The 26,590-nt window shown below is 70.9% G+C and carries 27 protein-coding genes; 10 read left to right on the top strand and 17 right to left on the bottom strand.

The features are described 5' to 3' along the window. Positions 1-86: 86 nt before the first annotated feature. The 6 genes from ACQYVW_RS05260 to ilvC are packed head-to-tail and all read right to left on the bottom strand — an operon-like array spanning position 87 to position 6,716. Positions 87-1,637 carry a 2-isopropylmalate synthase gene (locus ACQYVW_RS05260; RefSeq protein ID WP_434946277.1) on the bottom strand — a complete coding sequence of 517 codons (1,551 nt, stop codon included), beginning with the start codon at positions 1,635-1,637 and terminating at the stop codon, positions 87-89. After that, a complete protein-coding gene (locus tag ACQYVW_RS05255; RefSeq protein ID WP_434946276.1) occupies positions 1,634-2,749 on the bottom strand; it encodes a threonine dehydratase in 1,116 nt (371 codons plus the stop codon). Before ACQYVW_RS05255 ends, ACQYVW_RS05260 begins: the two co-directional genes overlap by 4 nt. Then, on the bottom strand, positions 2,749-3,684 hold the full coding sequence (locus ACQYVW_RS05250) for an aminotransferase class IV (RefSeq protein ID WP_434933682.1): 936 nt from the start codon (positions 3,682-3,684) through the stop codon (positions 2,749-2,751). The genes ACQYVW_RS05255 and ACQYVW_RS05250 overlap by 1 nt, the downstream gene beginning before the upstream one ends. A 56-nt stretch (positions 3,685-3,740) precedes the next feature. Beyond that, positions 3,741-3,977 (bottom strand): ACT domain-containing protein, encoded by a 237-nt coding sequence (locus tag ACQYVW_RS05245; protein ID WP_434933683.1) that lies wholly within the window; start codon positions 3,975-3,977, stop codon positions 3,741-3,743. Continuing rightward, positions 3,961-5,724, bottom strand: coding sequence for an acetolactate synthase 2 catalytic subunit (ilvG, locus tag ACQYVW_RS05240; protein WP_434933685.1), 1,764 nt, complete (start codon positions 5,722-5,724; stop codon positions 3,961-3,963). Before ilvG ends, ACQYVW_RS05245 begins: the two co-directional genes overlap by 17 nt. Next, the gene (ilvC, locus tag ACQYVW_RS05235; protein ID WP_434946275.1) at positions 5,724-6,716 is read right to left on the bottom strand and encodes a ketol-acid reductoisomerase; all 993 of its coding nucleotides are present in this window, start codon (positions 6,714-6,716) and stop codon (positions 5,724-5,726) included. The genes ilvG and ilvC overlap by 1 nt, the downstream gene beginning before the upstream one ends. Positions 6,717-7,077: 361 nt before the next feature. On the opposite strand from ilvC, the gene ilvD reads away from it, so the two are divergent. Continuing rightward, on the top strand, positions 7,078-8,916 hold the full coding sequence (ilvD, locus tag ACQYVW_RS05230; RefSeq protein ID WP_434946853.1) for a dihydroxy-acid dehydratase: 1,839 nt from the start codon (positions 7,078-7,080) through the stop codon (positions 8,914-8,916). A 117-nt stretch (positions 8,917-9,033) separates the two neighbouring features. Further along, the gene (locus ACQYVW_RS05225; RefSeq protein WP_434946274.1) at positions 9,034-9,861 is read left to right on the top strand and encodes a phosphate/phosphite/phosphonate ABC transporter substrate-binding protein; all 828 of its coding nucleotides are present in this window, start codon (positions 9,034-9,036) and stop codon (positions 9,859-9,861) included. 103 nt (positions 9,862-9,964) lie between these two features. Here the strand turns inward: ACQYVW_RS05225 and ACQYVW_RS05220 are convergent, their stop codons facing one another. From ACQYVW_RS05220 to ACQYVW_RS05210, 3 genes are all read right to left on the bottom strand, one after another. Further along, positions 9,965-10,165 (bottom strand): hypothetical protein, encoded by a 201-nt coding sequence (locus ACQYVW_RS05220; RefSeq protein ID WP_434933689.1) that lies wholly within the window; start codon positions 10,163-10,165, stop codon positions 9,965-9,967. A gap of 8 nt (positions 10,166-10,173) precedes the next feature. After that, positions 10,174-10,446 carry a helix-hairpin-helix domain-containing protein gene (locus ACQYVW_RS05215; protein ID WP_434933690.1) on the bottom strand — a complete coding sequence of 91 codons (273 nt, stop codon included), beginning with the start codon at positions 10,444-10,446 and terminating at the stop codon, positions 10,174-10,176. Positions 10,447-10,560: 114 nt separating this feature from the next. Next, positions 10,561-11,817, bottom strand: a complete 1,257-nt coding sequence (locus ACQYVW_RS05210; protein WP_434933692.1) for a 6-phosphofructokinase — start codon at positions 11,815-11,817, stop codon at positions 10,561-10,563. Between the two features lie 126 nt (positions 11,818-11,943). Between ACQYVW_RS05210 and ACQYVW_RS05205 the strand changes: the two genes are divergently transcribed. Further along, positions 11,944-12,522, top strand: coding sequence for an adenylate kinase (locus tag ACQYVW_RS05205; RefSeq protein ID WP_434933693.1), 579 nt, complete (start codon positions 11,944-11,946; stop codon positions 12,520-12,522). Positions 12,523-12,543: 21 nt separating this feature from the next. On the opposite strand, the gene ACQYVW_RS05200 is transcribed toward ACQYVW_RS05205, so the two are convergent. Then, positions 12,544-13,056, bottom strand: a complete 513-nt coding sequence (locus tag ACQYVW_RS05200) for a DUF411 domain-containing protein (RefSeq protein WP_434933694.1) — start codon at positions 13,054-13,056, stop codon at positions 12,544-12,546. A gap of 110 nt (positions 13,057-13,166) precedes the next feature. Between ACQYVW_RS05200 and mpl the strand changes: the two genes are divergently transcribed. Together mpl and ACQYVW_RS05190 are read left to right on the top strand one after the other, a co-directional pair. Further along, positions 13,167-14,549: a UDP-N-acetylmuramate:L-alanyl-gamma-D-glutamyl-meso-diaminopimelate ligase gene (gene mpl, locus ACQYVW_RS05195; protein ID WP_434933695.1), complete on the top strand. Its 1,383-nt coding sequence runs from the start codon at positions 13,167-13,169 to the stop codon at positions 14,547-14,549. Between the two features lie 64 nt (positions 14,550-14,613). Next, entirely contained in the window at positions 14,614-15,183 is a 570-nt protein-coding gene (locus ACQYVW_RS05190) for an LON peptidase substrate-binding domain-containing protein (protein ID WP_434946273.1), read from the top strand. Between the two features lie 52 nt (positions 15,184-15,235). Here ACQYVW_RS05190 and ACQYVW_RS05185 read toward each other — a convergent pair whose 3' ends face one another. Next, positions 15,236-17,251 (bottom strand): bifunctional DedA family/phosphatase PAP2 family protein, encoded by a 2,016-nt coding sequence (locus tag ACQYVW_RS05185; RefSeq protein ID WP_434946272.1) that lies wholly within the window; start codon positions 17,249-17,251, stop codon positions 15,236-15,238. 47 nt (positions 17,252-17,298) lie between these two features. Between ACQYVW_RS05185 and ACQYVW_RS05180 the strand changes: the two genes are divergently transcribed. Next, positions 17,299-17,961, top strand: coding sequence for a protein kinase family protein (locus ACQYVW_RS05180; protein ID WP_434946271.1), 663 nt, complete (start codon positions 17,299-17,301; stop codon positions 17,959-17,961). 84 nt (positions 17,962-18,045) lie between these two features. Next, positions 18,046-18,864 carry an SDR family oxidoreductase gene (locus ACQYVW_RS05175; RefSeq protein WP_434933700.1) on the top strand — a complete coding sequence of 273 codons (819 nt, stop codon included), beginning with the start codon at positions 18,046-18,048 and terminating at the stop codon, positions 18,862-18,864. Between the two features lie 52 nt (positions 18,865-18,916). Here the strand turns inward: ACQYVW_RS05175 and ACQYVW_RS05170 are convergent, their stop codons facing one another. Then, the gene (locus tag ACQYVW_RS05170) at positions 18,917-20,050 is read right to left on the bottom strand and encodes a trans-sulfuration enzyme family protein (protein ID WP_434946270.1); all 1,134 of its coding nucleotides are present in this window, start codon (positions 20,048-20,050) and stop codon (positions 18,917-18,919) included. 72 nt (positions 20,051-20,122) lie between these two features. Between ACQYVW_RS05170 and ACQYVW_RS05165 the strand changes: the two genes are divergently transcribed. Continuing rightward, complete coding sequence (locus ACQYVW_RS05165) at positions 20,123-20,560, top strand: VOC family protein (RefSeq protein ID WP_434933702.1); 438 nt, start codon at positions 20,123-20,125, stop codon at positions 20,558-20,560. A 142-nt stretch (positions 20,561-20,702) separates the two neighbouring features. Beyond that, on the top strand, positions 20,703-21,926 hold the full coding sequence (locus ACQYVW_RS05160) for an acetylornithine/succinylornithine family transaminase (RefSeq protein ID WP_434946269.1): 1,224 nt from the start codon (positions 20,703-20,705) through the stop codon (positions 21,924-21,926). Between the two features lie 134 nt (positions 21,927-22,060). Here ACQYVW_RS05160 and ACQYVW_RS05155 read toward each other — a convergent pair whose 3' ends face one another. From ACQYVW_RS05155 to thiE, 3 genes are read right to left on the bottom strand one after another with little or no spacing between them, the layout of a single operon-like run. Continuing rightward, positions 22,061-22,687 (bottom strand): HAD-IA family hydrolase, encoded by a 627-nt coding sequence (locus tag ACQYVW_RS05155; RefSeq protein ID WP_434946268.1) that lies wholly within the window; start codon positions 22,685-22,687, stop codon positions 22,061-22,063. Continuing rightward, positions 22,684-23,979: a glutamate-1-semialdehyde 2,1-aminomutase gene (hemL, locus tag ACQYVW_RS05150; RefSeq protein ID WP_434933705.1), complete on the bottom strand. Its 1,296-nt coding sequence runs from the start codon at positions 23,977-23,979 to the stop codon at positions 22,684-22,686. The genes ACQYVW_RS05155 and hemL overlap by 4 nt, the downstream gene beginning before the upstream one ends. A gap of 37 nt (positions 23,980-24,016) precedes the next feature. Next, entirely contained in the window at positions 24,017-24,709 is a 693-nt protein-coding gene (gene thiE / locus ACQYVW_RS05145) for a thiamine phosphate synthase (protein ID WP_434946267.1), read from the bottom strand. Between the two features lie 32 nt (positions 24,710-24,741). Between thiE and ACQYVW_RS05140 the strand changes: the two genes are divergently transcribed. Continuing rightward, positions 24,742-24,921: a rubredoxin gene (locus ACQYVW_RS05140; protein ID WP_434936930.1), complete on the top strand. Its 180-nt coding sequence runs from the start codon at positions 24,742-24,744 to the stop codon at positions 24,919-24,921. Between the two features lie 16 nt (positions 24,922-24,937). Here ACQYVW_RS05140 and ACQYVW_RS05135 read toward each other — a convergent pair whose 3' ends face one another. Together ACQYVW_RS05135 and ACQYVW_RS05130 are read right to left on the bottom strand one after the other, a co-directional pair. Then, positions 24,938-25,783 carry a SirB1 family protein gene (locus tag ACQYVW_RS05135; RefSeq protein WP_434936932.1) on the bottom strand — a complete coding sequence of 282 codons (846 nt, stop codon included), beginning with the start codon at positions 25,781-25,783 and terminating at the stop codon, positions 24,938-24,940. A gap of 51 nt (positions 25,784-25,834) precedes the next feature. Then, a complete protein-coding gene (locus tag ACQYVW_RS05130) occupies positions 25,835-26,284 on the bottom strand; it encodes a DUF192 domain-containing protein (protein WP_434936934.1) in 450 nt (149 codons plus the stop codon). Positions 26,285-26,590 lie beyond the last annotated feature (306 nt).

Here is a 26,590-nt window from a genome sequence, read left to right as displayed (position 1 = left end):
AACGTGGAAGAGGGGCGGTCGGCGAAGGCGCCGGCCGCCTGTGTGCGGGCCGGGCGCGCCAGGCGGCGACCGGCGATGTGCCGTGGTCAGGCGGTTGCGCGCGTGTCCACGTCCGGCCGGCCGGCAGGGGCGCGACGCAGGATGCGGTTGGCCACGTCCAGCCAGGCCAGGGCGCTGGCCTCGATGATGTCGCGGCTGGTGCCGGTGCCCTGGTACTCGACGCCGTCGTGGTGGACGCTCAACGACGCCTCGCCCTGCGCGTCCGCGCCCAGGCCCACGCTGTGCACGCTGTAGCTTTCCAGCGACAGTTTCACCCCGGTCGCGTTGGACAGCGCCGCGAACAACGCATCCACGGGGCCGTCGCCCAGCGCGCTCTCGCTGATCTTCCTGCCCTCCGGATCCGACAGCTCCACCTGGGCGCTGGCGCGCTGGCCGCGATCGCTGATGGTCATCGACGACAGCCGATAGCCCTGTCCCACCACGCCACCGTCGATCAGCCGTTCCAGGTCGTGGTCCTCCACCACGCGCTGCTGCTCGCACAGGTCCTTGAAGCGTGCGAACACCTGGTCGAGCTGCTCGTCCTCCATGGTGTAGCCGAGCGCGCGCAGGCGGTGACCGACCGCGGCGCGGCCGCTGTGGCGACCCAGCACCATCTTGGTGTCGGGCCAGCCCACGTCGGAAGGGTTCATGATCTCGTAGGTGCTGCGGTTGCGCAGCATGCCGTGCTGGTGGATGCCCGACTCGTGCGCGAATGCGTTCTGCCCCACGATGGCCTTGTTGCGCTGGACCGGCATGCCGATCAGGCGCTGCAGCAGCTGCGAGGTCGGCACCAGGCGGCGGGTGTCGACGCGCGTGTCGATGTTGTAGAAGGCATTGCGCACCTTCAGCGCCATGACGAGTTCCTCCAGCGCGGCGTTGCCGGCACGCTCGCCGATGCCGTTGATGGTGCACTCGATCTGGCGCGCGCCGCCCTCCATCGCCGCCAGCGAGTTCGCCACGGCCAGGCCGAGGTCATTGTGGCAGTGCGCGCTGAACACGACCTCCCGTGCACCGGGGATGTTCGCGATCATGCGCTCGAACAGGCCCCGGATCTCCTCGGGGGTGGTGTAGCCCAGCGTGTCGGGCACATTGATGGTCGTGGCGCCGGCGGCGATCGCCACGCCGACGGCCTCATGCAGGAAGTCCTCCTCGGTGCGGGTACCGTCCTCGGGCGAGAACTCGATGTCGTCCACGTAGCGCTTCGCCATCGCCACGTGCGTGCCGATCGAGTCGATCACCTGCTCGCGGCTCATCCGCAGCTTGTGCTCCCGGTGCAGCGGGCTGGTGGACAGGAATACGTGGATGCGCGGTTTCGCCGCGCCTTCCAGCGCCCGCGCGGAGGCCTGGATGTCGGCGGGCAGGCAGCGCGACAGGACGGCCAGGGTGGTTTCGCGCAGTTCGCGCGCGATCTGCGCGGTGGCGTCGCGGTCGGACTGCGAGCTGGCCGGGAAGCCGGTTTCGATGATGTCGACGCCCAGTTCGGCCAGGGCGCGCGCCATCACCACCTTCTGCTGCGGGGTCATGCTGCAGCCGGGGGACTGCTCGCCGTCGCGCAGGGTGGTATCGAAGATGCGTACGAATTCGGGGGTGGCGCTCATGCGAGGAGTTCCTCGGGAAGATCCTTGCGGATGTTACTCGGTGCGGATTTCGGCCGCGGCGACGGTGGTGCGGATGCAGGGAGAAGGCCGGCGGGAAGCGGGGGTTGCTTCGCCGCCGGCAAGGGAAGTCGCTCGCGCGCGCGCCGACGCGGCTTGCGCGGCGGACGCGGGCGGACCTCCGAAAGCAGGGTGGCCAGGACGCCGGCGTCGACGTTGCCACCCGACACCACCGCGCACTTGCGCTTTCCGGCCACGCGTTTGCCGGCGGCCAGCGCCAGCGCGCCGGCGCCCTCGGCGATCACGTGTTCTTCCAGCGCCAGCCGGACCAGGGTCTCGCGCAGTTCGGCCTCGCGCACGATCACCACGTCGTCCAGCAGCTCGCGCAGGATGCGTTCGGTGAGGTAGCCCGGCTCCTTCACCCGCACGCCGTCCGCCAGCGTGGCGCGCGGGTCGACCAGGCTGCGGTCGTTCTGGAGGGCGCGCGCCATGGCGTCGATGCCCTCCACCTGGGCGCCGATAATGCGCACGCCCTGCGACTTCAGCGCCAGCGCGACGCCCGAGGCGAGCCCGCCGCCGCCGATCGGCACCAGCACCACGTCCGGATTCATCGCCGCGGCGATCTCCAGCCCCACCGTGCCCTGGCCGGCGATCACGTCTGGATCGTCGAAGGCCGACAGCAGGCGGAAGCCGTTGTGCTCCGCCAGTTCCCTGGCGAAGGCCTTGGCCTCGTCGTAGGTGTCGCCGTGCAGGCGCACGGTGGCGCCCCAGTGGGCGACGCCGGCGACCTTGGTTTCCGGCGCGTTCTTCGGCATGACCGTGATCGCCGGAATGCCGAGCCGGTACGCGGCCCAGGCCATGCCCTGCGCGTGGTTGCCGGCCGAGGCGGTGATGACGTAGCGGTCGTCGCCGCGCTCGCGCGCAGCCAGCAGCGCGTTCAGCGCGCCGCGCACCTTGTACGAGCCGGTGCGCTGCAGGTTCTCGAGCTTGAGCCAGGTGCCGAAGCGCTCGGCGTAGTGGGTCGGGGTGACGTCCAGGTACCTGCGCAGCCGCGCCTGCGCCGCCAGCACGTCGCTGGCGGACACGTCGATGGTGCTGGCTACGGCAGGGTCCATCAGACCGCGGTCAGCCAGTGGCGGTATGCGGCTTCCTGGCCGCGCACGACGCGGCCATACAGCGCCTGTAGTTCCCGCGTCACCGGGTTGTCGCCGTACTGGCGATCCTCGATCTGGGCCACCGGCGCGACTTCGGCCGCGGTACCGCAGGCGAACACCTCGTCGGCGTCCAGCAGTTCCGACAGCGGCACCGTGCGCGATTCCGCGCCGCTGAGCTGCAGCAGCGTGTCGCGGGTGATGCCGGACAGCGCATCGCGGTGTTCGACCGCGGTGATACGCCCGTCCTTGACCATGAACACGTTGGCGCCGGTGCATTCGACCACGTTGTTCTCGCGGTCGGTGAACAGCGCCTCGTCGAAGCCGCGCGCCTTGGCCTCGCGCTTGGCCAGGATCGAGTTCACGTAACCGCCGCACAGCTTGAGCGGCGGCAGCGAGTCGGCCGGGTTGCGCCGCCAGCGGCTCACGCCCAGGCGCGCGCGGCTGCCGTTGAGGTGCACCTGGGTGGCGGTGGTGGCGACCATCAGGTGCGGCACGTGGCCTTCGACATCCAGGCCGAAGCTGCCTTCGCCGAACCAGGCCAGCGGACGGATGTAGGCATCGCGGTGGCCATTGGCGCGCAGGGTGGCCAGGGTGGCCTGGGTGCACTGCGCCGGATCGAAGGGCAGGCCGAACATCTCGGCGCCGCGACGCATGCGCTCGACATGCTCGGGCAGGCGGAACACCGCCGCGCCTGTATCGGTGGCATAGGCGCGGACGCCTTCGAACACGCCGCTGCCGTAGTGCATGGCGTGCGTGGTCAGGCCGGCCTGCAGGGTGTCGGCGGCCACCAGCGCCCCGTCGAACCAGGCCAGGATCTGGTCGGGTGCGGCGAGCGGCTGCGCGGCGGCCGCGTGGCGGGCCTGGGCTTCGGCGATGGGGGTGACAGTGGCGCTCATGGGGGGGTCCGTGGGACGGGCTTCGGTGGAGGGAGGTGGGGAGATGGCGCGCCCGGTCAGGGGCAGGGCTGTACCTGCACCGACAGGCAGTCGTAGAGCTTGGCCAGCTGCGACTGCAGGGTCGCGTCCGCACGCTCGCCCTCGACGGTCAGCCGCAGCCGCCACGGTTCGCCATCGGCACCGGCCTCGCCGTCGACCGCCAGCGGACGGAAACCGCGCCGTTCGGTGGCGCCCAGCACGCGCGGCAGCGCGCCCTCGGCGCGGCGCAGGACGAAATCAAGCTGGTAGCGCATTGCTCGGTGCTCCGGGGGCGGGCGTGTTGGTGGGGGGCGCCGCGGCTTCGCCGGTATCCAGCGTGCCGGCGTCGTCCGGATCCATCATCTGCGCGTTGTTGTGGTTGGGTGGCACCAGCGGCCAGACGTTGGCGGCGGTGTCGATCGCCACGTGCAGCAGGGTCGGGCCTTCAGCGGCCAGCAGCGCCTTGAGCGCGGCGTCCACGCCCGCCGCCTTGTCCACGTGCAGCGCCTGGATGCCGAAGGCGCGCGCCACCTCGGCGAAGTCCGGGTTGTCGGACAGGTCGATCTCCGAGTAGCGCTTCTCGAAGAACAGCTCCTGCCACTGGCGGACCATGCCCAGCGCGGAGTTGTCCAGCAGCACGATCTTCACCGGCAGCCGGTAGCGACGGATCGTGGCCAGTTCCTGGATGTTCATCATGAACGAGCCGTCGCCGCTGACGCAGATCACCTGCGCCGCCGGGCTTTCCATCTGCGCGCCCATCGCCGCCGGCAGGCCGAAGCCCATGGCGCCCAGCGCGCCGCTGGTCAGGTGCTGGCGCGGATGCTGGAAGCGCCAGTGCTGCGCCACCCACATCTGGTGCTGGCCGACATCGCAGGCGACCACCGCATGCGGCGCCAGCTCGCTCAGGCGCTTGAGCAGGGCCGGTGCGTAGACCATCTCGCCGGGCGCGTCGTAGCGCGCGGCGTGGCGACGGCTGCGCTCGGCGCAGAGGTCGCGCCAGGCCTTGCGAGGCGCGGCGTGGCGGCCTTCCATCTGCGCGGCCAGCGGCGCGGCCAGGCGGCTCAGGCTCGCGGCGATGTCGCCAGGCACCGAAACGTCGGCGCTGCGCAGCTTGCCGATCTCGCAGCCATCGCCGTCCAGGTGCACCACGCGTGCATTGGGCGCGAACTCGGCCAGCTTGCCGGTCGCACGGTCGTCGAAGCGCGCGCCGACGACGAACAGCAGGTCGCATTCCTGCACCGCCATGTTGGCCGCGCGGCTGCCGTGCATGCCCAGCATGCCCAGGTTGGACGGGTGCTGTGCCGGCAGTGCGCCCAGCGCCTTGAGCGTGAGCACGGTCGGCAGGCCGGTGAGGTCGACGAACTCGCGGAACGCATCGATCGCATCGCCCAGCACCACGCCGCCGCCGGCGTAGACCACCGGCCTGGTGCACTGGGAGACCAGCGCGGCTGCTTCGTGGAGTGCGGCATCGGGCGGACCCGGCACCGGCTCGACCGGCAGCGGCGAGTGCACCGGCAGGTGCGAGGCATCCGCCATCTGCACGTCCTTGGGCAGGTCGATCAGCACCGGCCCCGGGCGCCCGCTGCGGGCGATGCGGAAGGCTTCGGCGAACATGCGTGGCAGGTCGTCGACACTGCGCGGCAGGAAGCTGTGCTTGACGATCGGCATGGTCATGCCGAACACGTCCAGCTCCTGGAACGCATCGGTGCCCATCAGGAAGGTCGGCACCTGGCCGGTGAGCACGACCATCGGCACCGAGTCGAACATGGCGTCGGCGATGCCGGTCACCAGGTTCGACGCGCCCGGGCCGGAGGTGGCCACGCAGACGCCGACGCGGCCGCTGGCGCGCGCATAGCCGTTCGCGGCGAACGCCGCGCCCTGCTCGTGGCGCACCAGCACGTGCTTCAGCGACGCGCCGTGCAGCGCGTCGTAGAACGGCATGATCGTGCCGCCGGGGTAGCCGAAGAGCGCGTCGACGCCCTCGGCCTCGAGTGCCTGCACCAGCCAGTGCGCACCGTTCATCACGCGGCCTCTTTCTCTTCCTTCGGGGAGTTGTCCAGCCACACCATCTTCGCGCGGAGCTGCTTGCCCACCACTTCGATCGGATGATCGAGGTCGGCCTGCTTGAACTTGTTGTAGTTCGGCAGGCCCGCGGCGTGCTCGGCCACCCAGTTGCGGGTGAAGGTGCCGTCCTGGATGTCCTTGAGCACTTCGCGCATGCGCTCCTTGGTGCCGGCGTCGATCACGCGCGGGCCGCTGACGTAGTCGCCGTACTGCGCGGTCTCGGACACGAACTCGAGCATGCGGGTGATGCCGCCTTCGTAGAACAGGTCGACGATCAGCTTCAGTTCGTGCAGCACTTCGTAGTAGGCGATCTCCGGCTGGTAGCCCGCCTCGACCAGAACCTCGAAGCCCGCCTGCACCAGCGACGAGGCGCCACCGCACAGCACCGCCTGCTCGCCGAACAGGTCGGTCTCGGTTTCTTCCTTGAAGGTGGTCTCGATCAGGTTGGCGCGCGCGCCGCCGAGGCCGCCGGCATAGGCCAGCGCCAGGTCGCGGGCCTTGCCGCTCCTGTCCTGGTAGATGGCGTAGATGCAGGGCACGCCGCGCCCGATCTCGTATTCGCGGCGCACCAGCGCACCCGGCCCCTTCGGCGCGACCAGCACCACGTCCAGGTCCTCGCGCGGCGCGATCATGCCGAAATGCACGTTCAGCCCGTGCGCGAACAGCAGGCAGGCGCCGGCCTTCATGTTCGGCGCGATGGCGTCCTCGTAGACCTGCTTCTGCACCATGTCCGGGGTGAGGATGGCGACCAGATCGGCTTCCTTCACCGCCTCGGCCGGAGCCTTGACGCTGAACCCGTCCGCCTTGGCCTTGGCCTCGGTCGGGCCGCCCGGACGCAGGCCCACGGTCACGTCGAAGCCCGAGTCGCGCAGGTTGAGCGCATGGGCACGGCCCTGGCTGCCATAACCGACGATGGCGATGCTGGGCTTGGGAAGGGAAGACTGGGTCATTTCAGGGCTCTCTGCGGAACGGTGTTGGAAGGGTGAGTGCAAGGCAATAAAAAACCCCGCCCTTGCGGTGCGGGGTTTTGCGATTTGGCGCTTCCTGCTTACGCGCCCGATCGTCCCGCACCTGTCGGCGAGGTAATAAGCACGAGTACGAGAATGGACGCCGCGCTGGCGTCGTGGGCATTCGTCGTGGGTGTGTGGCGCTGCAACATTCCTGCAAACTAACCCCGCGTTTCGGGGCTTGTCAAGCACAAGTCTTGACAAATCGCTTCGACTTTCGTTGCGGGTGAAATCATTGCAGCCGTAACGTCGCAAAGCCCGCAGAATCCCGGCTTTGACGCGTTGCGTCATCCGCGTGAAGTCCATGCCCGAATACCGTTCGAAAACCTCCACCCACGGCCGCAACATGGCCGGTGCACGCGCGCTGTGGCGCGCGACCGGCATGCGCGACGAGGATTTCCAGAAGCCCATCGTCGCCATCGCCAACTCCTTCACCCAGTTCGTGCCCGGGCACGTCCACCTGAAGGACCTGGGCCAGCTGGTCGCACGCGAAATCGTGCGCGTCGGTGGCGTGGCCAAGGAGTTCCACACCATCGCCGTGGACGACGGCATCGCGATGGGCCACGACGGCATGCTGTACTCGCTGCCCAGTCGCGAGATCATCGCCGACTCGGTCGAGTACATGGCCAATGCGCACTGCGCCGACGCGCTGGTGTGCATTTCCAACTGCGACAAGATCACGCCCGGCATGTTGATGGCCGCGCTGCGGCTCAACATCCCGACCGTGTTCGTCTCCGGCGGGCCGATGGAAGCCGGCAAGACGCGCCTGGCCGACCACAAGCTCGACCTGGTCGACGCGATGGTGATGGCCGCCGATCCGACGGCCTCCGACGAGCAGGTGGCCGCGGTCGAACGCAGCGCCTGTCCGACCTGCGGCTCGTGTTCGGGCATGTTCACCGCCAACTCGATGAACTGCCTCACCGAGGCCCTGGGCCTGTCGCTGCCGGGCAACGGCACGGTGCTGGCCACGCATGCCGACCGCGAGCAGCTGTTCCTGCGTGCCGGCCGCACCGCGGTGGAACTGGTGCACCGCTGGTACGGCGATGGCGACGCGCGCGCGCTGCCGCGCGGCATCGCCACGTTCGAGGCCTTCGAGAACGCGATGACGCTGGACATCGCGATGGGTGGTTCGACCAACACCATCCTGCACCTGCTGGCCGCGGCGCAGGAGGCGGAGGTGCCGTTCACCCTGCGCGACATCGACCGCCTGTCGCGGCGCGTGCCACAGCTGTGCAAGGTGGCGCCCAATACGCCCGACTACCACGTCGAGGACGTGCACCGCGCTGGCGGCATCATGGCCATCCTCGGCGAACTGGCGCGCGGCGGCCTGCTGCACACCGGCGCCGCGACCGTGCATGCGAGGACGCTGGGCGAGGCCATCGCCAAGTGGGATGTCGCCGGTAACGACGACCCCAAGCTGTCGAACTTCTTCCGCGCCGGTCCGGCCGGCATTCCGACCCAGGTCGCCTTCAGCCAGTCCACGCGCTGGCCGACGCTCGACACCGACCGCGCCGGCGGCTGCATCCGCAGCGTCGCGCACGCCTACTCGCAGGAAGGTGGCCTGGCCGTGCTTCACGGCAATATCGCGCTCGATGGTTGCGTGGTGAAGACCGCGGGCGTGGACGAATCCATCCATGTCTTCGAAGGCCATGCCCGCGTGTTCGAGAGCCAGGACGCCGCGGTGCAGGGCATCCTCGGCGACGAGGTGCAGGCCGGCGAAGTCGTGGTGATCCGATACGAAGGCCCCAAGGGCGGCCCGGGGATGCAGGAGATGCTGTATCCGACCAGCTACCTGAAGTCCAAGGGCCTGGGCAAGCGCTGCGCCCTGCTCACCGATGGTCGCTTCTCCGGGGGCACCTCGGGTCTGTCGATCGGCCACGTGTCGCCCGAGGCCGCGGCCGGTGGGACGATCGGCCTGGTGCGCGATGGCGACCGGATCCGGATCGACATTCCCGCGCGCTCGATCGAACTGCTGGTGCCGGAGGCCGAGCTTGCGGCCCGCCGCGCCGCGCAGGATGCCGCCGGCTGGAAGCCGGCGCAGCCGCGGCCGCGCAAGGTGACGGCGGCCCTGAAGGCCTACGCGCTGCTGGCCACGAGTGCCGACAAGGGCGCGGTGCGCGACCTGACGCTGCTGGACGGCTGAGCCGCGGCTGGTCGGTGTCGGCGGCCGTGGCCATGCGCCGGCAGCCGACAGGTGGGGCAAGGCCGGCCGTCTCCCGCCGCACAGGCTGCGGCGCGAGCCCCGTGCTAGCGTGGCCGAATGCGCCTGCGATCATGTCTTCTCTCTTGCCTGCTGGCCCTGGCGCCAGGTGCGGCCCTGCCCGTTGAGCCGCCGCCGCTCGTGGTGGGCAGTTACGAATACCCCGGACGCGGCCGCGCCGCGGCAATCGCGCCACTGGCCGAGTTCCTCGCTCGACGCAGCGGCCGCGCCGTGCAATTGCGGCTGTGGCCTTCGCCCTCCGCGCTGGTGGCAGGGTTCCGTGCCGGCGAGGCCGACGTCATCGTGCCCAACCTGCATGCGTTCCTGCAGGCGCGCGGGCAGGCGGCGGTCCTGCCGGTGCCGGATGTGCCGCTGGCGCAGGCCGATCGCTACCGCAGCGTGCTGGTGGGGCGCGATGTGACGCGCCTGGAGGACCTGGCGCGGCGCGCCAAGGGGTTGCGGCTGGCCCTGGTATCGACCGACTCGGCCACCGGCGGCTTCGTGCCGCTCGCGCGGCTGCGCGCGCTGGGACTGGAACAGGACCGGTTCGCGGCCGTCGTCCATGCGGGCTCGCACGAAGCAGTGCTGGCGAGGCTGCGCGAGGGCGAGGCCGACGTGGCCGGCCTGGCGGCGGACATCTACGACGCCAGTCCGCCCGACGGTGTCCATGAACTCTGGCGCTCGGACCCGCTGCCGCCCGGCCCCCTGCTGTGCCGCCGGACTGCCGGCCTGCCCTGCAACGACATTGCGGCCTGGCTGCTGGGGGCCCATGTCGATGCGCCTGAAGTGATGCGCGCACTGCGTGCAGGCTGGCCCGAGTTCGGCGAGGCTGAGCGGTTCGTGGACGCGGGGGACGTGCTGGCGCGCTTGCCGGGAGAGACGCCCTGAAAGCGAGCGTGAGCGGTGGTCGACGAACCTGCCGGCAGGCGGCGGTCGCCGGAGCGATGGATGTGCGCCAGACACCCCTGATTTGAGTGCGCGCGCCGAGCCGCTAGCCGCAACTGCTTCCGCCGTCGCAGCCTCCCGAGCCTCCGTCGCCGCCGCCTGCAGTCGTGCCGCCACCGTCGCCGCGATCACGGCCGGTGGCCGCGCGCTGGCCAGCGCCGAAGCGGGCCTGGGTGCGCAGGATCGTCGCGACGAATCCCGCCAGCAGGGCCACCGCGGCGGCGGCCAGGACGATCCAGAACGTCATGCCCGCCGTCATGGCCGGTCTGTCGGCCCTGTCGACTTGCGCCTCGCCGCGTAGGCCTTCGCCAGGTCGAGGGCGGCCACGACGGCCGCGCGCGCCTGCGGGCTGTTCTTCCAGCACGTGGATCCGGTCAGTCCAGCCGCCGAGCTGACGATCTCGACCGCGTCGGCGTCAGCGAGCTGCTCGAGCGATGCGAAGCCGAGCTGCTCGAGCCGCTGGACGACGGTCGGGCCGACGCCCTTGACCGTCATCAGCAGGTCGCGCTCCTCGTCGGAAAACCCCATCCCGCTTCCTTGCAGCGCTCCAGTGCCCGGCGAGCGGCGCGGGCGGCGAGGCCCGCGCCGATGTTGCGCGCGGGTGTCTCCGGCGAACGGAGCGGTCGCGCGCGGGATGCCTGCTCAACCTTCCCAGGCGGGCAGCTTCTTCTTCACCGCGACGTTCTTCAGGCTCACGTAGGCCGGGATGCCGTCCTTGCCGTACGGCGGCGGCAGCTCGCCGCGGATCAGGGGCTCGAGGTAGGCGCGGGCCTTGTCGGTGATGCCATAGCCGTCGCGGCGGATATAGCCCTTGGGGAAGGTCTTCTCGTGGTTGGCCACCTTGTCCAGTGGCGCGCTGCCGATCTTCCAGCGATAGGGCTTGTCGGAGGTGCGCACGATCACCGGCATGGTGGCGTTCTGCCCCTCGAGCGCGAACTGCACCGCGGCCCTGCCTACGGCGATGGCCTGCTCGACGTCGGTCTTCGAGGCCAGGTGGCGGGCGCTGCGCTGCAGGTAGTCGGGCAGGGTCCAGTGCACCTTGAGGCCCAGCCGGTCCTTGACCTTGCCGGCCAGGTACGAGGCCACGCCGCCCAGCTGGGTATGGCCGAAGGAGTCCTTGCCGCCGCCCGAATCGGCCACGAAACGGCCGTCGGCGGTCTGGATGCCCTCGCTGGCGACCACTACGCAATAGCCCACGCGGTCGACCACCTTCTGCACGTTCTTCAGGAAGTCGTCCTCGTCGTAGGGTCGCTCGGGAAACAGGATCAGGTGCGGCGCCTCGTCCGGGCCCTGGCCGGCCAGGCCGGCGGCGGCGGCCAGCCAGCCGGCATGGCGGCCCATGGCCTCGTAGACGAAGACCTTGGTCGAGGTCTCGGCCATCGCCGCCACGTCCAGCGCCGCCTCGCGCACCGAGACCGCGGTGTACTTGGCCGCCGAGCCGAAGCCCGGGCAGCAGTCGGTCACGGCGAGGTCGTTGTCGATGGTCTTGGGCACGCCGATGCAGGTCAGCGGGTAGCCGAACTGGGCCGCAAGCCTGGACACCTTGTTGGCGGTGTCGGCCGAATCGTTGCCGCCGTTGTAGAGGAAGTACCTCACATCATGGGCCTGGAACACCTCCAGCAGGCGCTCGTACTTGGCCCGGTCCTCATCCAGCGACTTGAGCTTGTAACGGCACGAGCCGAACGCGCCACCCGGGGTGTGGGCCAGGCCGCGTACGCTCGCCGCGGTCTCCTTCGAGGTATCCACGAGGTCTTCGCGCAGGGCGCCGAGGATGCCGTTGCGCGCCGCCAGCACCTTGATCCCGCACGCGCGCGCTTCGCCGATCACGCCCGAGGCGGTGGCGTTGATGACGGCGGTGACACCGCCGGACTGGGAGTAGAGCAGGGTTCCGGAAGCCATATGCGCCTTCTGTAGGGATCGGAGGGGCGGTTCGATGGGTTAAAGTGAGGGCTGAATCGGCGGTGGCGGCCCGAGTGTAGCAACGGTCCGTGGCCGCTTCCGGTCTGGTTCTGGTGGGAGTCCTCGATGCGATTGGTATTACTGGGAGCGCCCGGTTCGGGCAAGGGCACGCAGGCGGCGAAGCTCAAGGAGCACCTGCAGGTCCCGCATATTTCCACAGGCGATCTGTTGCGCGCCGAAGTCGCCGCCGGCTCGCCGCTGGGCCTGCAGGCCAAGGAAGTGATGGCCCGCGGCGAACTGGTCAGCGACGACATCCTGCTGGGCATGCTCAAGGACCGGTTCTCGCGCGAGGACACCCGCGCCGGCTTCATCCTCGACGGTTACCCGCGCAACCTGGCGCAGGCCGCCGCGCTGGACGAACTGCTGGGCAGCCTGGGTCAGAAGTTCGACGCCGCGGTGCAGCTGACGGTCGACAACGACATGATCGTCGAACGCCTCGCGGGCCGGGCCAAGGCGGAAGGGCGCGCCGACGACAACCCGGAGTCGGTGCGCAAGCGGCTGGAGGTCTACGACCAGCAGACCGCGCCGGTGATCGAGTTCTACCGCCAGCACGGCCAGCTCACCATCGTCGATGGCGTGGGCGGCCAGGACGAGGTGTTCACCCGCATCATCGAGGCGATCGCGCCGGAGAAGGCGGTCGGCTGATCCGAGCCGAGGTGGCGCGGTTCAGTCGCGCGGGTAGCGGCTGAACTCGCGCGTGCTGCCGTCTTCCAGTACCAGCATCACCGCGTAGGGGTGGACGATGCCCTCGGGATGCTCCATGCCCGGCGACCCCAGCGGCATTCCCGGGACGGCCAGGCCGCGTGCCGCGGGGCGCTCTCGCAGCAGGCGCACGATGTCGGCGGCCGGCACGTGGCCTTCGATGAAATAGCCGCCGACTTCGGCGGTATGGCAGGAGGCCATCGCTTGCGGCACGCCCGCCACCTTCTTCACCGTCGCCATCTCCTCGATATCGTGGGCTTCGACCGGGAAGCCGGCATCGCGCACGTGTTCGATCCAGACGCTGCAGCAGCCGCAGGTGGGGTGCTTGCGCACGGTCAGCGGCGGCAGGCTGGCGGTCGGGGCGGCGACTGCGGCGTCGGTGGCGTCGGTGGCCGCAGGGCCGGCCGGCGCGCTGCCGACGGCGTGACAGCCGAGCAGCAGGGCCAGCGCCGGGGCGGCGAGGGCGAATCGGGACATCGGGCCTTCCAGGGTCGATCGGGATGGTGGAGTCTAGCGCTGCCTGGGGTTGCGGGCCTTGACCGGCGTCAGCCTGCCGTCCGCGGCTTTGGGTAAAGTGCGTGGCTGTCATGCAGCACGCAGGATCCGCCTTGAAACTCCACATCCTCGGCATCGCCGGCACCTTCATGGGTGGCGTCGCGGCACTGGCGCGCGAACTCGGCCATGAGGTCGAGGGCAGCGACCAGGCGGTGTACCCGCCCATGTCCACCCAGCTCGAACGCCTGGGCATCGCCCTGCGCCAGGGCTACCTGCCCGGGCACATCTCCGGGGATGCCGCGACGGTGGTGATCGGCAATGCGCTGTCGCGCGGCAATCCGGCGGTGGAAGCGGTGCTCGACAGCGGTCGCGCCTACACCTCCGGCGCCGAATGGCTGCGCGAGCAGGTACTGCCTGGGCGCGATGTGCTGGCCGTGGCCGGCACCCACGGCAAGACTACCACCACCACGATCCTGGCCTTCCTGCTGCAGGCCGCCGGGCGCCAGCCGGGCTTTCTGATCGGCGGCGTGGCGGAGGATTTCGGGGTTTCCGCGCGCATCGGCGCCGGCCGCGAATTCGTGGTCGAGGCGGACGAGTACGACACGGCGTTCTTCGACAAGCGCAGCAAGTTCGTCCACTACCGGCCGCTGGTGGCGATCCTCAACAATCTCGAGTACGACCACGCCGACATCTTCCCGGACGTGGCCGCGATCCAGCGCCAGTTCCACCATCTGGTCCGTACCGTGCCCGGGCGCGGCCGGCTCGTGGTCAACGGTCACGACGCGCGGCTGCGCGAAGTGCTGGAGATGGGCTGCTGGACCCCGGTCGAGCGCTTCGGCTTCGACGCGGGCTTCGAGTGGCGGGCGCGCAAGCTGCGGGAGGATGGCAGCGCTTTCGAAGTCCTGCACGACGGACGCGCGCTGGGTACGGTGGAGTGGCCGCTGCTGGGCGACCACAACGTGCTCAACGGCCTGGCCGCGCTGGCGGCCTGCGCGGCGGTGGGCGTGGACGTGGCGACCCTGCTGCCGGCGCTGGCGGAATTCCGCGGCGTGAAGCGGCGCATGGAGCTGCTGGGGCAGGCGCGCGGGGTCTGCGTATACGACGACTTCGCCCACCACCCGACCGCGATCGCCACCACCTTGGCCGGCCTGCGCGCGAAGGTGGGGGCGGCGCGGATCGTGGTGGCGATGGAGCCGCGCAGCAATTCGATGCGGCTGGGTGCGCATGCCGATGCGCTGGCGCCCTCGCTGGAGGGCGCGGACGCGGTGGTGTTCCTGGCTCGCCCCGAACTGCCCTGGGATGCGGCGAAGGTGACCGGTGCCATGCGCGGCGACGCGCGCGCCGTCGCCGACCCCGATGCCCTGCTGGCAGCGCTGCAGGACAGCACCGGCGAGGGCGACCATGTCGTGTTCATGTCTAACGGCGGCTTCGACGGTGCGCCGCGCAGGTTCCTGGAACTGCTGCGCGCCGGCTGAGACGGCTGCGCTTCCCCTCTGCGAGCGAAGGCCCGGCCTGCGCAAACCGGCCTAGACTGTCCCCATGCCGGAGATCCTGCCCCTGTTCCCGCTGCACACGGTGCTGGTCCCCGGCGCCGCGCTGGGGCTGCGGGTGTTCGAGCCGCGTTACCTGGACCTGGTGCGCGAGTGCGGACGGCGCGGCAGCGGCTTCGGCGTCTGCCTGATCGCCGAAGGCGAGGAGGCCGGCAGGCCGGCGGTGCCCGAGTCCTGCGGCACGGAGGCGCGGATCGAGGATTTCGACACCGGCACCGACGGCCTGCTGCAGCTGCGCCTGCGCGGGCATCGCCGCTTCCGGGTGGAGTCCACCCGATTGCGCGACAACGGACTGGTCGTGGCCGAGGTGGTCTGGTGCGACCCGGACCCGGCCACCGAACTGCAGCCCCAGCACATGCTGCTGGGAGAGGTGCTGCGACGGATCCTGGAGCAGCTGGATGCCGATATCGCGGTTCCGGAACAGCGCTTCGACGAGGCCGCGTGGGTGAGCTGGCGGCTGGCCGAGGTGCTGCCGCTCAGCCTGGCCCAACGCCAGCAACTGCTCGAGGAGGACGATCCCGACGCGCGTCTGGACGCGCTGCTCGACCTGATCCGCTGAGCGGATCGAGCGCGGCGCCCGGTGGATCCTGCAGGCAGACGGAGGGCGGGGATCAGTCTCCGCCGCCGACCGCCAGCGCGTCGCGGTCGGTGCGCAGCCGCAGCACCGGCGTGAGGGTGTCAGGATGCGGCGCCTGCCGCATCGGGAAGCCGGTCAGCGCGCGGTGCACGGCGGCATGGGCCGCATCGTCGTCGGGCACCGGCAGCCAGACCCCGAACAGCCCACCCAGCGGGCGCTCGAACGAGAGCGTCTGGGTGGTGCCGATCCACAGCGGGGTGCCGTCGCCCAGGCGCGCCGGGGCGCGCCACAGGCGCAGCGCCTGGATCCGCCCATCGCCCGACGGCCGCCGCAACAGCAGCGCTTCGGCCTCCAGGTCGACCGTGGCCGGCAGCACCGCCTGTTCCTCGGGCGCGGTGTCGTCGTCGAGCAGGCCGAGGGTGTCGATCCAGTCCGCCTGCGGCTGCACGGCCCAGCCCAGCGACTCCAGGTGTCCCTGCAGCGGCGCCAGTGGCCCGGCAACCTGGATCTCCAGGGCCCAGCGGCGGCTGGCATCGCGTTCGCGGCGCTGCGCAGGCAACAGGCTCCAGTCGCTGTCCCACCAGGCCTCGCGATCGAAGACCACCGCAGGCTCCGGCGCGTGGAACCGCTGCAGCAAAGGGTCCACGGCCCGCGGCGCGTGCCACAGGGCGGCCGCGGCGAAGCTCACGTAGAAGACTGCCGCCAGGGGCCGCATCCAGAACGAGCGCGCCACGTGGCGGCGATAGGCCAGCCCCAGCACCAGCAGCCAGACGATGCCCAGCAGCATGCCGCCGACCACGTCGCTGAGCCAGTGCGCGCCGAGGTACAGGCGCGCGAAGCCCAGCAGCACACCGACGATCCCGGCTACCAGATAAGGCCAGACCCGGCTGCGCCCGGGCAGTTCGCGCGCGATCAGCACCGCGAAGAAGCCGAAGGTGATGGTGGTCATCGTCACCGACACCGACGGGAAGCCGAAGCCGCTGTGCGCGGTCGGCGGCAGCGGCATGTCGATCAGCTGCGACAGGCCGGTGGTCAGCACCAGGCCGAAGGCGAGCGCGGCCACCCAGTGCGCCGCGGCGATCCAGCGCCGCCGCCACAGCAGCCACAGCAGGGCGAGCGCAGAGGCGGGGACCAGCACCTCCCAGTCGCCGATCGAGGCCAGCCCGGCCATCAGCCGGTCGGCCAGCGGGTTGCGCAGGGTGTACATCGCCTGGAACACGCTCAGGTCCAGCGACAAGGGTTCGCCGCGCATCCACACCGTGCCGAGCAGGGCGAACCAGGCCCAGCCGATCGCCAGCAGGCAGGCGGCCAGGATCGCCAGCGAGGCGGATTCGGGGCGGCGCGGGTCGACCAGCGCCGCCGCGTATCGTCCCAGCCTGGGATGCAGGCGCGTCCAGCGCAGCAGCCGGGCGAGCAGGTCGTTGGCATGCCGGTCGAACCACCGGTAGCTGTAGAGCACGCCGGCCCACACCAGGGCCAGCAGCACCAGCAGGCCGCCCAGGACCAGCACCAGGCGGTCCGCCACCGCCGCGACCGCGTCGTAGGAAGCGCCGAAGATCCAGCCCGGCGCCAGGAACAGCCCGGCCCACAGGAAGCAGGCCAGCAGGCTCATCGGCACGTAGCGCCGCAGCGGCATGCCCAGCATGCCGGCGATGGCGGGGACGAAGGCACGGATGGCACCGACGAAACGCGCGATCAGGATGCCCTTGATGCCGTGCCGGCGGAACACCTGTTCGCCACGGTCGAGCAACTGCGGATAGCGCCGGAACGGCCAGTGGTCGCGCAGCCGCGACCCCCAGCGCTGCCCCACCCAGTAGCCGATGCCGTCGCCGGCGAAAGCGCCGAGCGCGGCGCAGGTGATCGCATAGGTGCCGTCGATGTGGCCCAGGCCGATCAGGGCCCCGATCGCGAACAGCAAGGGCAGCGCCGGGACCACGATGCCGAGCACGACGATCGCGTCGCAGAATGCGATCAGGAAGATCAGGCCGCCGGCCGCGACGGGGTGCGCGCTGATCCAGGCGAGCGTGGCGTCGAACCAGCCGGAGTCCATCGGCCGATTATGACAGCCGTCGCTGACTGCTCGCCTACACTGTAGGCATGCATCGCGATGCCGCCACCGAAACCCATGCGCTCAAGGCCGACAGCTTCGGCCGCATCTCGCTGATGCGCGGGGCGGACGGGCCGTTCGTGCGACGCGACATGGCGCACGTGCCGCTGTGGCTGCGCCTGCCGGCGTGGTGGCTGGCCCGGCGCGAGGCGCTGGCGCTGCGCAGCATCCACGGCATGGCGGACGTGCCGCAACTGCTGGCCTGGGACGGGCGCCGGCTGGACCGCAGCTTCATGGCGGGCGCGGCGATGTACCAGAAGCCGCCGCGCGGCGACCTGGCCTACTTCCACGCCGCGCGCCGGCTGCTGCTGCAGCTGCACCGCCGCGGCATCGCCCATAACGACCTGGCCAAGGAGGCCAACTGGCTGGTGCTCGAGGACGGCCGCCCGGCGCTCATCGACTTCCAGCTCGCCAGCCGCGGCAACCCGCGCGCCCCATGGATGCGGCTGCTGTTCCGCGAAGACCTGCGGCACCTGCTCAAGCACAAGCGCATGTACTGCCGCGAGACGCTGACCCCGGTGGAGCGGCGGCTGCTCAAGCGCAGTTCCTGGGTGCGCGAGGTGTGGTTCCGTACCGGCAAGCCGGTGTATCGCTTCGTGACGCGGCGGCTGCTGAAGTGGGAGGACAACGAGGGCCAGGGGCCGAAGCCTTGACGGCCGGGATTCGGGATTCGGGATTGCGGATTCAGAAGGGCGCGGTGGGGTAGGCTCTCGGGGTCCCGGACCACACAACCCGCCATGCCGTCTCTCCAAGGCAAGACCCTCTTCATCACCGGCGCCTCGCGCGGCATCGGCCTGGCGATCGCGCTGCGTGCCGCCCGCGACGGCGCCAACGTGGTCATCGCCGCCAAGTCCAGCGTCCCCAACCCCAGGCTGCCCGGCACCATCCACACCGCCGCCCTGGCAGTCGAGGAGGCTGGCGGTCGCGCCCTCGCCATCCGCTGCGACATCCGCGAGGAAGACCAGGTCCACGAGGCGGTCGCCAGGGCCGTCGAAACCTTCGGCGGCATCGACATCCTGGTGAACAACGCCAGCGCGATCTGGCTGCGCGGGGTGCTCGACACCCCCATGAAGCGCTTCGACCTGATGCAGCAGGTCAACGCCCGCGGCAGCTTCCTGTGCGCCCAGGCCTGCCTGCCGCACCTGCTGCAGGCGTCGAATCCGCACATCCTCACCCTGTGCCCGCCGCCTTCGCTGGATCCGAAGTGGTGGGCGCCGCACACCGGCTACACCCTGGCCAAGATGGGGATGAGCTTCGTCACCCTGGGCCTGGCGGCGGAGTTCGCCGGGCGGGGCATCGCCATCAACGGGCTGTGGCCGCGCACCCTGATCGCGACCGATGCGCTGAACATGATCCCGGGCGTCTCCACCGGCAACGGGCGTTCCCCGGCGATCATGGCCGACGCGGCGCACGCGGTCCTGTGTCGCCCGGCGGCCGACGTCAACGGCCGTTTCCTGATCGACGACGAGGTACTGGCCGACGCCGGCGTCACCGACCTGTCCGGCTACGCGGTCGATCCCGCGCAGCCCTTGCTGCCGGACCTGTTCCTGGACTGAACGCGCTGCGTCCCGACCGCTCCGGCGGCCCCGGTCGCGCACATCGTTCCGATCACCCCAGGGCGCCGGCAAGATCCTCGATCAGGTCCTGCGCATCCTCCAGCCCCACCGACAGCCGCAGCAGCCCGGGCGGCGAGGCCGAGAGCGGGCCTTCGATCGACGCGCGATGCTCGACCAGCGACTCGGTCGAACCCAGCGAGGTCGCATTGGTGAACAGCGCCAGGCGCCCCGCCACCGCCAGCGCCGCATCGCGGCCGTCGCGCACCTCGAACGACAGCATGCCGCCGAAGCCGCCGCGCATCTGGCGCGCGGCCGTGGCGTGGCCGAGGTGTCCGGACAGGCCTGGATAGTGCACGGCCTCCACGCGCGCATGCGATTGCAGGAACTGCGCGACCGCCATCGCGTTGCGGCAGTGCCGCTCCACCCGCACCGGCAGGGTGCGCAGGCCGCGCAACACCAGCCAGGCCGAGAACGGCGAGGCGGTGTTGCCGGTCTGGCCGCGCAGGTCGCTGCACTCGGCCGCGAAATCGTCGTCGGCCGCGAACGCCAGCACGCCGCCCATCACGTCGCCATGCCCGCCCAGGTACTTGGTCGCCGAATGCAGCACGATGTCCGCACCCAGCGCCAGCGGCTGCTGCAGCGCGGGTGTGGCGAAGGTGCCATCGACCAGCAGCCGGGCGCCGGCATCGTGCGCGATCCCCGCCAGCGCGGCGATGTCGCAGACCTTGAGCAGCGGGTTGGACGGTGTCTCCGCCCACAGCAGGCGGGTGGCCGGCGTGATCGCCGCGCGCACCGCATCCAGATCGCTCATGTCCACGACCCGGTGGCGTACGCCCCAGCGGTCGAGCCACTTCGCGCCGATGGTGCGATAGCCGAAGTAGGCGTCGTTCGCGATCAGCAGTTCGCTGCCCGCCGCAAGCGCCTGCATGGCGGTGGTGCCGGCGGTCATGCCGGTGGCGAAGAACATGGCCCGCGCAGCGCCGTCCAGCAGCGCCAACGCCTGCTCGAGCTGGGCTTGGTTGGGGCTGCCGTAGCGCTGGTACAGATAGCCCTGCGGGGTGCTGGCGTCGGGCGCGTGTTCGAAGGTCGTGGCCAGCTGCAGCGGTGGCGACAGCGCGCCGCTGGCAGGATCCGCCTCCACCCCGGCGTGGGCGGCAAGCGTGTCGAAACGGGGCGTGCGGTTCATGACGGCGCCGGAAGCGGAGGAGGGGGCGATAATGCCAGCCCGGACTGTCTCCGTCCGCACAGGAACCTCGCCATGAAGTACCTCCACGCCATGCTCCGGGTCCACGACCTGGAGGCCACCAGCCGTTTCCTCACCGAGGGCCTGGGCCTGCGCCAGACGCGGCGCATGGACAGCGACGCGGGGCGCTACACCCTGGTCTACTTCGGCGCGCCGGAGAACCCCGAGGCCGAGGTCGAGCTCACCTACAACTGGCCGCCGGAGGACGGTTCGGCGCCGGAGGACTACGGCAGCGCCCGCAACTTCGGACATCTCGCCTTCGAGGTCGATGACATCTACGCCATCTGCGCGCACCTGCAGTCGCTGGGCGTGATCATCAACCGGCCGCCGCGCGACGGCCGCATGGCGTTCGTGCGGACGCCCGACCAGATCTCGATCGAACTGCTGCAGAAGGGCGGCGCGCTGGCGCCGGCCGAACCCTGGGCGTCGATGGCGAACACGGGCGTCTGGTAGGTCTCGCCCGCCCGCACGCAGCCGGGGGACGGGCGGCGCCTGCGGAGTTGCCGCCGACCCACGGTCGCTGCCTCGCGCCGGACGCGTATCCGGCGTGAACACGGCACAATGACCGGCCTTGCCGCTCGCACGCCAACGCGCCATGACCGACCCCGCCAGCACCGCCGATCTCGTCGCCCTCGGGCAGCAGCGCTACCTGCCGGTCTACCGGCAGCGGCCGATGATTCTCGACCGCGGCCAGGGCGCGCGTCTGTGGGATATCGAGGGTCGCGATTACATCGACTTCTCTGCGGGCATCGCCGTGTGCAGCCTCGGCCACGCCGATCCCGACCTGGTGGCCGTGCTCGGCGAGCAGGCCGGCCGCCTCTGGCACACCAGCAACGTGTTCCTGAGCGAGCCGCCGCTGCGCCTGGCCGAGGAGCTGGTCGCGGCCTCGCGCTTCGCAGAGCGCGTGTTCCTGTGCAACTCCGGCGCAGAGGCCAACGAGGTGGCGATCAAGCTGGTGCGCAAGTGGGCCGCGGCGCAGGGGCGCGAGCCCGCCCGCCGCGTGATCGTCACCTTCCGCGGCAGTTTCCACGGCCGCACCCTCGCCACCGTGACCGCGACTGCGCAGCCGAAGTACCAGGCCGGCTATGAGCCGCTGCCGGCGGGATTCCGCTACGTGGAGTTCAACGACGCGACCGCGCTCGAGGTGGCCATGGCCACGGGCGATGTGGCTGCGGTGATGGTCGAACCGGTTCAGGGCGAGGGCGGCGTGACGCCGGCCGCGCCCGGCTTCCTGCGCGCGGTGCGCGAACTGTGCGACCACCATGGCGCGCTGCTGGTGCTGGATGAGATCCAGAGCGGCATGGGCCGTACCGGCAGCCTGTTCGCGCACTGGCACGACCGGGTCGTGCCCGACATCGTCACCCTGGCCAAGGCGCTGGGCGGCGGCTTCCCGATCGGCGCGATGCTGGCCGGCCCCAGGGTTGCCGGCGCGATGCAGTTCGGCGACCACGGCACCACCTTCGGCGGCAATCCGCTGGCCGCGGCGGTCGCGCGTGTCGCGCTGCGCAAGCTGGCCTCGCCCGCCATCATGGCCAACGTCAGTCGACAGGCCGCCGCGCTGCGCGCGGGCCTGGAGGCGGCGGGGCGCGGGCCTGCGCTGTTTTCGGAGGTACGCGGCCGCGGCCTGCTGCTGGGTGCGGTACTGGCGCCAGCGCATGCCGGCCGCGCCGGCGAACTGCTGGACCTGGCCGCGGCCGAGGGCCTGCTGCTGCTGCAGGCCGGCCCGGACGTGCTGCGCTTCGTGCCGCCGCTCAACATTACCGACGCGGAGCTGGCGGAAGGCCTGGCGCGGCTGGAGCGGGCGCTGGCCAGGGCCTGACGGCGGCCGGCGCGGCGCAGTTCCACGGGCGCGTTTGCCCGGCCCGGATCGCGGCGGCCATGCAGATCGCGCGTCGTCCTGCGCCGGCTGCCCTGCGCTGGACCAGGCCTCGCGCGCCAGCTGCCCGGCAGGATTCAGCCCGCCGCGCCCACCAGTGCATACCGCCTGAGCACCCGCCCCAGCGAACGCGCGTCGGTGACCGTTTCCGCGTGCAGCCCGACCGTGCGGGCCGACCGCACGTTGGCGAAGGAGTCGTCCACGAACAGGGTGCCCGCGGCCGTCCATCCCAGACGCTCGAGCGCCTGCAGGAACACGGCCGGATCCGGCTTGCGCACCCGCAGCGCACCGCTGCACAGCACCCGGCCATCGAAGCGCGCGGCAAGGGGCCCGAGGATGCGCGGGATCGCGCGCTCCATCAGCACGCCGTTGTTGGTCAGCACGGCCAGCGACAGCGCCTCGTCCAGCGCCGCGACCCGCTCGAGCATGGCCAGCTCCGCGACGCTGCCGGCCATGCGGGCCCCGATCCAGGCGTCCTCGTCGATGCGCGCGCCGACCGCCCCGGCGAGGCGGTCGAGATAGGTGGCCGTGTCGATCGCGCCGCTGTCGTACTCGGCCTCGAGCCCCGAGGCGAACAGCGCCGCGCGCACCGTCTCGTGCGCGCAGCCGGCCACAGTCGCCAGCGCCGCGATCCGCTTCTCGTGCCGGTAGGGCGCGAGCACCTCGTCGAAGTCGAACAGGATCCTGTGGATCCGCGGCTTCATCCCGCGGCGACCACCGCGAAGGCCTCCCTCGCCGCGGCCAGGGTCGCGTCGATCGCTGCGGCGTCGTGCGCGCTGGATACGAAACCCGCCTCGAACGCGGACGGAGCGAGGAACACGCCGCGCTCGAGCATCGCGTGGAAGAAGCGGTTGAATGCGCCCGTGTCGCAGGCCACCGCCTGCGCATAGGTGTCGACCGCAGGCTCCGAGGTGAAGAACAGGCCGAACATCGCGCCGACGCGGGTGGTGGTGAAGGGCACGCCGGCCTCGCGGGCCGCGGCTTCGAGCCCGTCGCACAGCGCATGCGTGACGGCCTCGAGCCGGTCGTGGAAACCCGGCTCCGAGACCAGGTCGAGCATCGCCAGGCCGGCCGCCATCGCAACCGGATTGCCGCTGAGCGTGCCAGCCTGGTAGACCGGGCCGGCCGGCGCCACCTGTTCCATCAGTTCGCGACGCCCGCCATAGGCGCCCACCGGCATGCCGCCCCCGATGATCTTGCCGAAGGTGCTGAGGTCGGGCGTGACGCCATAGCGCGCCTGCGCGCCGCCGAGCGCCACGCGGAACCCGGTCATCACTTCATCGAAGATCAACAGCGCGCCATGCCGCGAGCACAGGTCGCGCAGATGCTGCAGATAGCCCGCGCGGGGCGGCAGGCAGTTGGCGTTGCCCACCACCGGCTCGATGATCAGCCCGGCGATGTCCGCCCCGGTTTCCTCGAACAGCGCGGTGGCGGCCTCGAAATCGTTGTAGGGCAGGGTCAGGGTGAGATCGGCGAGCGCCTTGGGAACGCCCGGCGAGGTCGGCACGCCGAAGGTCAGCGCCCCGCTGCCGGCCTTGACCAGGAACGAGTCGCCGTGGCCGTGGTAGCAACCCTCGAACTTCACGATCTTCGTGCGGCCGGTCGCACCGCGCGCCAGGCGGATCGCCGACAGCGTGGCCTCGGTACCCGAGTTGACCATGCGCACCATCTCGCAGGACGGCACCAGCTGCGTGATGCGCTCGGCCATCGTCACCTCGGCTGCGCAGGGGGCGCCGTAGGACAGGCCGTTGCCGATCGCACGCTCCACCGCGGCGCGCACCGCCGGGTGGTTGTGGCCGACGATCATCGGCCCCCACGAACCCACGTAGTCGATGTAGCGATTGCCGTCGACGTCGTACAGCCAGGGGCCGTCGGCGCGCGCGACGAAGAAGGGCTCGCCGCCGACCGACTTGAAGGCGCGCACCGGCGAGTTGACGCCGCCGGGCATCAGCGCGCGCGCGCGGGTGAACAGGTCGTGGGAGCTTTCGTGGTTCATGGTGTCTGCAATCCTGGATCGGGGTGGGGCGGAGCCGTCAGTGGGGTGGGGCGGCGCCGGCATGCGTCGCAGCGCCGTCGCGGTCGAACACGCGCAGGTAGGCGCGCGCCGCCGCGGCGGGATCGTCGGCGCCGAACACGCCGCTGACCACCGCGACCAGATCCGCGCCGGCGGCGACCAGTGCCGGTGCATTGTCGACGGTGATGCCGCCGATCGCCACGCGGGTCGCGCCGAGGGCCGCGGCCTGCTGCAGCAGCGCCGGCTCCGGGCGCCGCGTCGCGGCCTTGGTGGTGCTGGGATGGAAGGCGCCGAACGCGACATAGTCCGCCCCTGCCGCCACCGCGCGCCGCGCCAGGTCCAGCGAGTCGTAGCAGGACGCGCCGAGCACCGCCCCCGGCCCCAGCGCCGCACGCGCCTCGCGCAGGTCGCCGTCGTCCTCGCCCAGGTGGGCGCCGTCGGCGCCGCAGCGCGCCGCCAGGCGCCAGTCGTCGTTCACGATCAGCGGCACGCCCTGCGCCCGGCAGGCCGGCAGCAGGGCGGCGACCTGCGCATGCCGCAGCGCCGGCGTCGCTGTCTTGTTTCGGTATTGCAGCCAGCGCGTCCAGGACAGCACGGCCTGCACCAGGGACAGCAGGCGCGCCGTATCGGCCAGGTCGGGCGTGATCGCGTAAAGCCCGCGTGCGGGCGTCGCGCCGGTTTCGCCCCGGCGCGGGGGATGGGACAATGTCATGATTCCTCCGACGCTTGCGCGCCCATTATCCGATGAACGACATGCCCTACCGCAGCTGGATGTGCGTGGTCTGCGGTTTCGTCTACGACGAGGCGGCCGGCCTGCCCGACGACGGCATTGCGCCGGGCACGCGCTGGGACGAGGTGCCCGACACCTGGACGTGTCCGGATTGCGGCGTGACCAAGGACGATTTCGAGATGGTCACCCTGTGAAGCCCTCGCGGCCGGCTCAGTGCAGCCGCGTCGGCTGGATGCCCGCCTCGATCAGGCGCAGCCGGATCCGCGCCGCTTCCGGGGCGCCCGGCTGGCGCTGCAGGTAGCGCTGCAGGTCTGCACGCGCGCCGGCGTGATGGCCGATCTCCAGATAGCCCACGCCGCGGTCGCGCAGCGCTTCCGGATCGTCCGGCAGCAGTCGCAACACGCGATCGGCGCAGCGCACCGAACGTTCCCAGTCGCCGTGCTTCTGGTAGACGCCGTGGAGGTTGCGCAGCATCCTCACCAGGATCGCCCTGTTCGAAGCGGGGTTGAGGATCTGCGACAGCGCCTCATCGTCCGGGACGCCCCCGCCCAGGTGGGCGCTGGCCCGTTCCCTGAGTTCGTCGACGTCGAGCGGGCGGCCACGGTTGAATGGATCCATCACCAGCACGCCGTTGTCGACCGGCAGCCGTACGAGGAAATGCCCGGGAAACGACACGCCGTCCAGGGGCAGCCCGACCTCCCGCGAGACCGCCATCTGCACCAGCGCCAGCGAGATCGGATTGCCGAGCCTGCGCTCGAACACCTCGTTGATATAGCTGTTGCGCGGATCGTAATACTCGTCGTGGTTGCCGGCGTAGCCGACTTCCTCGAACAGGTACTGGTTGATCGTCCGCATCTTCAGCGCAAGCTGGGATTCGCGCTCGACCGCGCGACGCAGGTGCGAGGCGTGGCCCTGCACCCGTAGCGCGTAGCGTCGAGGATCGAGCGCCGGGTACTCGTCGCGCGCGATCAGCAGCGCCACGTCGAGCAGCGGCAGGGCGGCGTCCTCGAGCGAAGCGAGTGCCTGCCATTCAGGCAACGGGCGGGCGTGGCTCATCGCGGAAGACTGCTCCGGCAGACCGGTATGCGCAAGGCTGCGGTACGGGGTTCAGCGCGCCTGGTGCAGGGACGGCGAAAGTTCCAGCCGCGCGCCATCGGTCAGGCCGATCCGCGCGGCCTCGCCGGCGTTGAGTTCCAGCACGTAGCGCGCAGGCGCCGAGCTCGGATACGCCGGGCAGGCGTTCCCGCCGGAACACGGCGGCACGTCGCGCTGCTGCGAGACCAGCCGCAGCGACTCGTCGAAATACAGGATATCCAGCGGAATGCGTGTGTTCTTCATCCAGTAGGCCAATGGCCCGGTGTGCTCATGGATGAAGAACATGCCGTGGCCGTCCGCCAGCGTGTCGCGGAACATGAGGCCGCGGGCGCGTTCTGCGTCGTCATCGGCCACTTCCACCGAGTATCGGTGACCGGACAGCTCCACCCAATCGTCGCCGGCGCTGGCGCAGCCCGACAGCGACAGGGCAAGCAGAGCTGCGAGGTATCTGGAAGGCGGCATGACGGGCGCTCTGTGTGGTCAGCGCGCAACATCCGGCAGCCGTGGGGGAGAGTCAAGGGAAGGGCTATGCAAAGCGGCGGCGAAGGCGCAGAATGCGCGCCCCGCGTGGCACCGGGGCCGCCGCCGCAAGCGGACGGCCCACCCGCTCCGCCATCACCTCAGGAAACGAGGTGTTGACGGAAAGGAAGAACGGGCTAGAATGTGCGGCTCCCTTCGACGAAACGCTCGCTTCGGGCCGGACTGGAAGGGAGGTCGAGACCCCTCACGGGGTGTTGACGAAGCGAGAAGGCCGTGACAGAATGTGCG

Origin of the sequence: Luteimonas campi, from assembly GCF_051162505.1 — a bacterium.
Lineage (GTDB): Bacteria > Pseudomonadota > Gammaproteobacteria > Xanthomonadales > Xanthomonadaceae > Luteimonas.
This window is presented reverse-complemented; position numbering and strand designations above follow the sequence as displayed.

Bases quoted from the DNA above. Each gene is read 5' to 3' on its own strand.
- ACQYVW_RS05245 (WP_434933683.1), bottom strand. From the start codon at position 3,977: ATGCGCTACCAGCTTGATTTCGTCCTGCGCCGCGCCGAGGGCGCGCTG.
- ACQYVW_RS05140 (WP_434936930.1), top strand. From the start codon at position 24,742: ATGAACGACATGCCCTACCGCAGCTGGATGTGCGTGGTCTGCGGTTTC.
- ACQYVW_RS05180 (WP_434946271.1), top strand. From the start codon at position 17,299: ATGCATCGCGATGCCGCCACCGAAACCCATGCGCTCAAGGCCGACAGC.
- ilvC (WP_434946275.1), bottom strand. From the start codon at position 6,716: ATGACCCAGTCTTCCCTTCCCAAGCCCAGCATCGCCATCGTCGGTTAT.
- ACQYVW_RS05220 (WP_434933689.1), bottom strand. From the start codon at position 10,165: ATGACGTTCTGGATCGTCCTGGCCGCCGCCGCGGTGGCCCTGCTGGCG.
- ACQYVW_RS05260 (WP_434946277.1), bottom strand. From the start codon at position 1,637: ATGAGCGCCACCCCCGAATTCGTACGCATCTTCGATACCACCCTGCGC.
- ACQYVW_RS05185 (WP_434946272.1), bottom strand. From the start codon at position 17,251: ATGGACTCCGGCTGGTTCGACGCCACGCTCGCCTGGATCAGCGCGCAC.
- hemL (WP_434933705.1), bottom strand. From the start codon at position 23,979: ATGAACCACGAAAGCTCCCACGACCTGTTCACCCGCGCGCGCGCGCTG.
- ACQYVW_RS05135 (WP_434936932.1), bottom strand. From the start codon at position 25,783: ATGAGCCACGCCCGCCCGTTGCCTGAATGGCAGGCACTCGCTTCGCTC.
- ACQYVW_RS05255 (WP_434946276.1), bottom strand. From the start codon at position 2,749: ATGGACCCTGCCGTAGCCAGCACCATCGACGTGTCCGCCAGCGACGTG.
- ilvD (WP_434946853.1), top strand. From the start codon at position 7,078: ATGCCCGAATACCGTTCGAAAACCTCCACCCACGGCCGCAACATGGCC.
- ACQYVW_RS05200 (WP_434933694.1), bottom strand. From the start codon at position 13,056: ATGTCCCGATTCGCCCTCGCCGCCCCGGCGCTGGCCCTGCTGCTCGGC.
- ACQYVW_RS05175 (WP_434933700.1), top strand. From the start codon at position 18,046: ATGCCGTCTCTCCAAGGCAAGACCCTCTTCATCACCGGCGCCTCGCGC.
- ACQYVW_RS05160 (WP_434946269.1), top strand. From the start codon at position 20,703: ATGACCGACCCCGCCAGCACCGCCGATCTCGTCGCCCTCGGGCAGCAG.
- ACQYVW_RS05170 (WP_434946270.1), bottom strand. From the start codon at position 20,050: ATGAACCGCACGCCCCGTTTCGACACGCTTGCCGCCCACGCCGGGGTG.
- ilvG (WP_434933685.1), bottom strand. From the start codon at position 5,724: ATGAACGGTGCGCACTGGCTGGTGCAGGCACTCGAGGCCGAGGGCGTC.
- ACQYVW_RS05215 (WP_434933690.1), bottom strand. From the start codon at position 10,446: ATGGGGTTTTCCGACGAGGAGCGCGACCTGCTGATGACGGTCAAGGGC.
- ACQYVW_RS05250 (WP_434933682.1), bottom strand. From the start codon at position 3,684: ATGAGCGCCACTGTCACCCCCATCGCCGAAGCCCAGGCCCGCCACGCG.
- mpl (WP_434933695.1), top strand. From the start codon at position 13,167: ATGCAGCACGCAGGATCCGCCTTGAAACTCCACATCCTCGGCATCGCC.
- thiE (WP_434946267.1), bottom strand. From the start codon at position 24,709: ATGACATTGTCCCATCCCCCGCGCCGGGGCGAAACCGGCGCGACGCCC.
- ACQYVW_RS05155 (WP_434946268.1), bottom strand. From the start codon at position 22,687: ATGAAGCCGCGGATCCACAGGATCCTGTTCGACTTCGACGAGGTGCTC.
- ACQYVW_RS05130 (WP_434936934.1), bottom strand. From the start codon at position 26,284: ATGCCGCCTTCCAGATACCTCGCAGCTCTGCTTGCCCTGTCGCTGTCG.
- ACQYVW_RS05210 (WP_434933692.1), bottom strand. From the start codon at position 11,817: ATGGCTTCCGGAACCCTGCTCTACTCCCAGTCCGGCGGTGTCACCGCC.
- ACQYVW_RS05190 (WP_434946273.1), top strand. From the start codon at position 14,614: ATGCCGGAGATCCTGCCCCTGTTCCCGCTGCACACGGTGCTGGTCCCC.
- ACQYVW_RS05205 (WP_434933693.1), top strand. From the start codon at position 11,944: ATGCGATTGGTATTACTGGGAGCGCCCGGTTCGGGCAAGGGCACGCAG.
- ACQYVW_RS05165 (WP_434933702.1), top strand. From the start codon at position 20,123: ATGAAGTACCTCCACGCCATGCTCCGGGTCCACGACCTGGAGGCCACC.
- ACQYVW_RS05225 (WP_434946274.1), top strand. From the start codon at position 9,034: ATGCGCCTGCGATCATGTCTTCTCTCTTGCCTGCTGGCCCTGGCGCCA.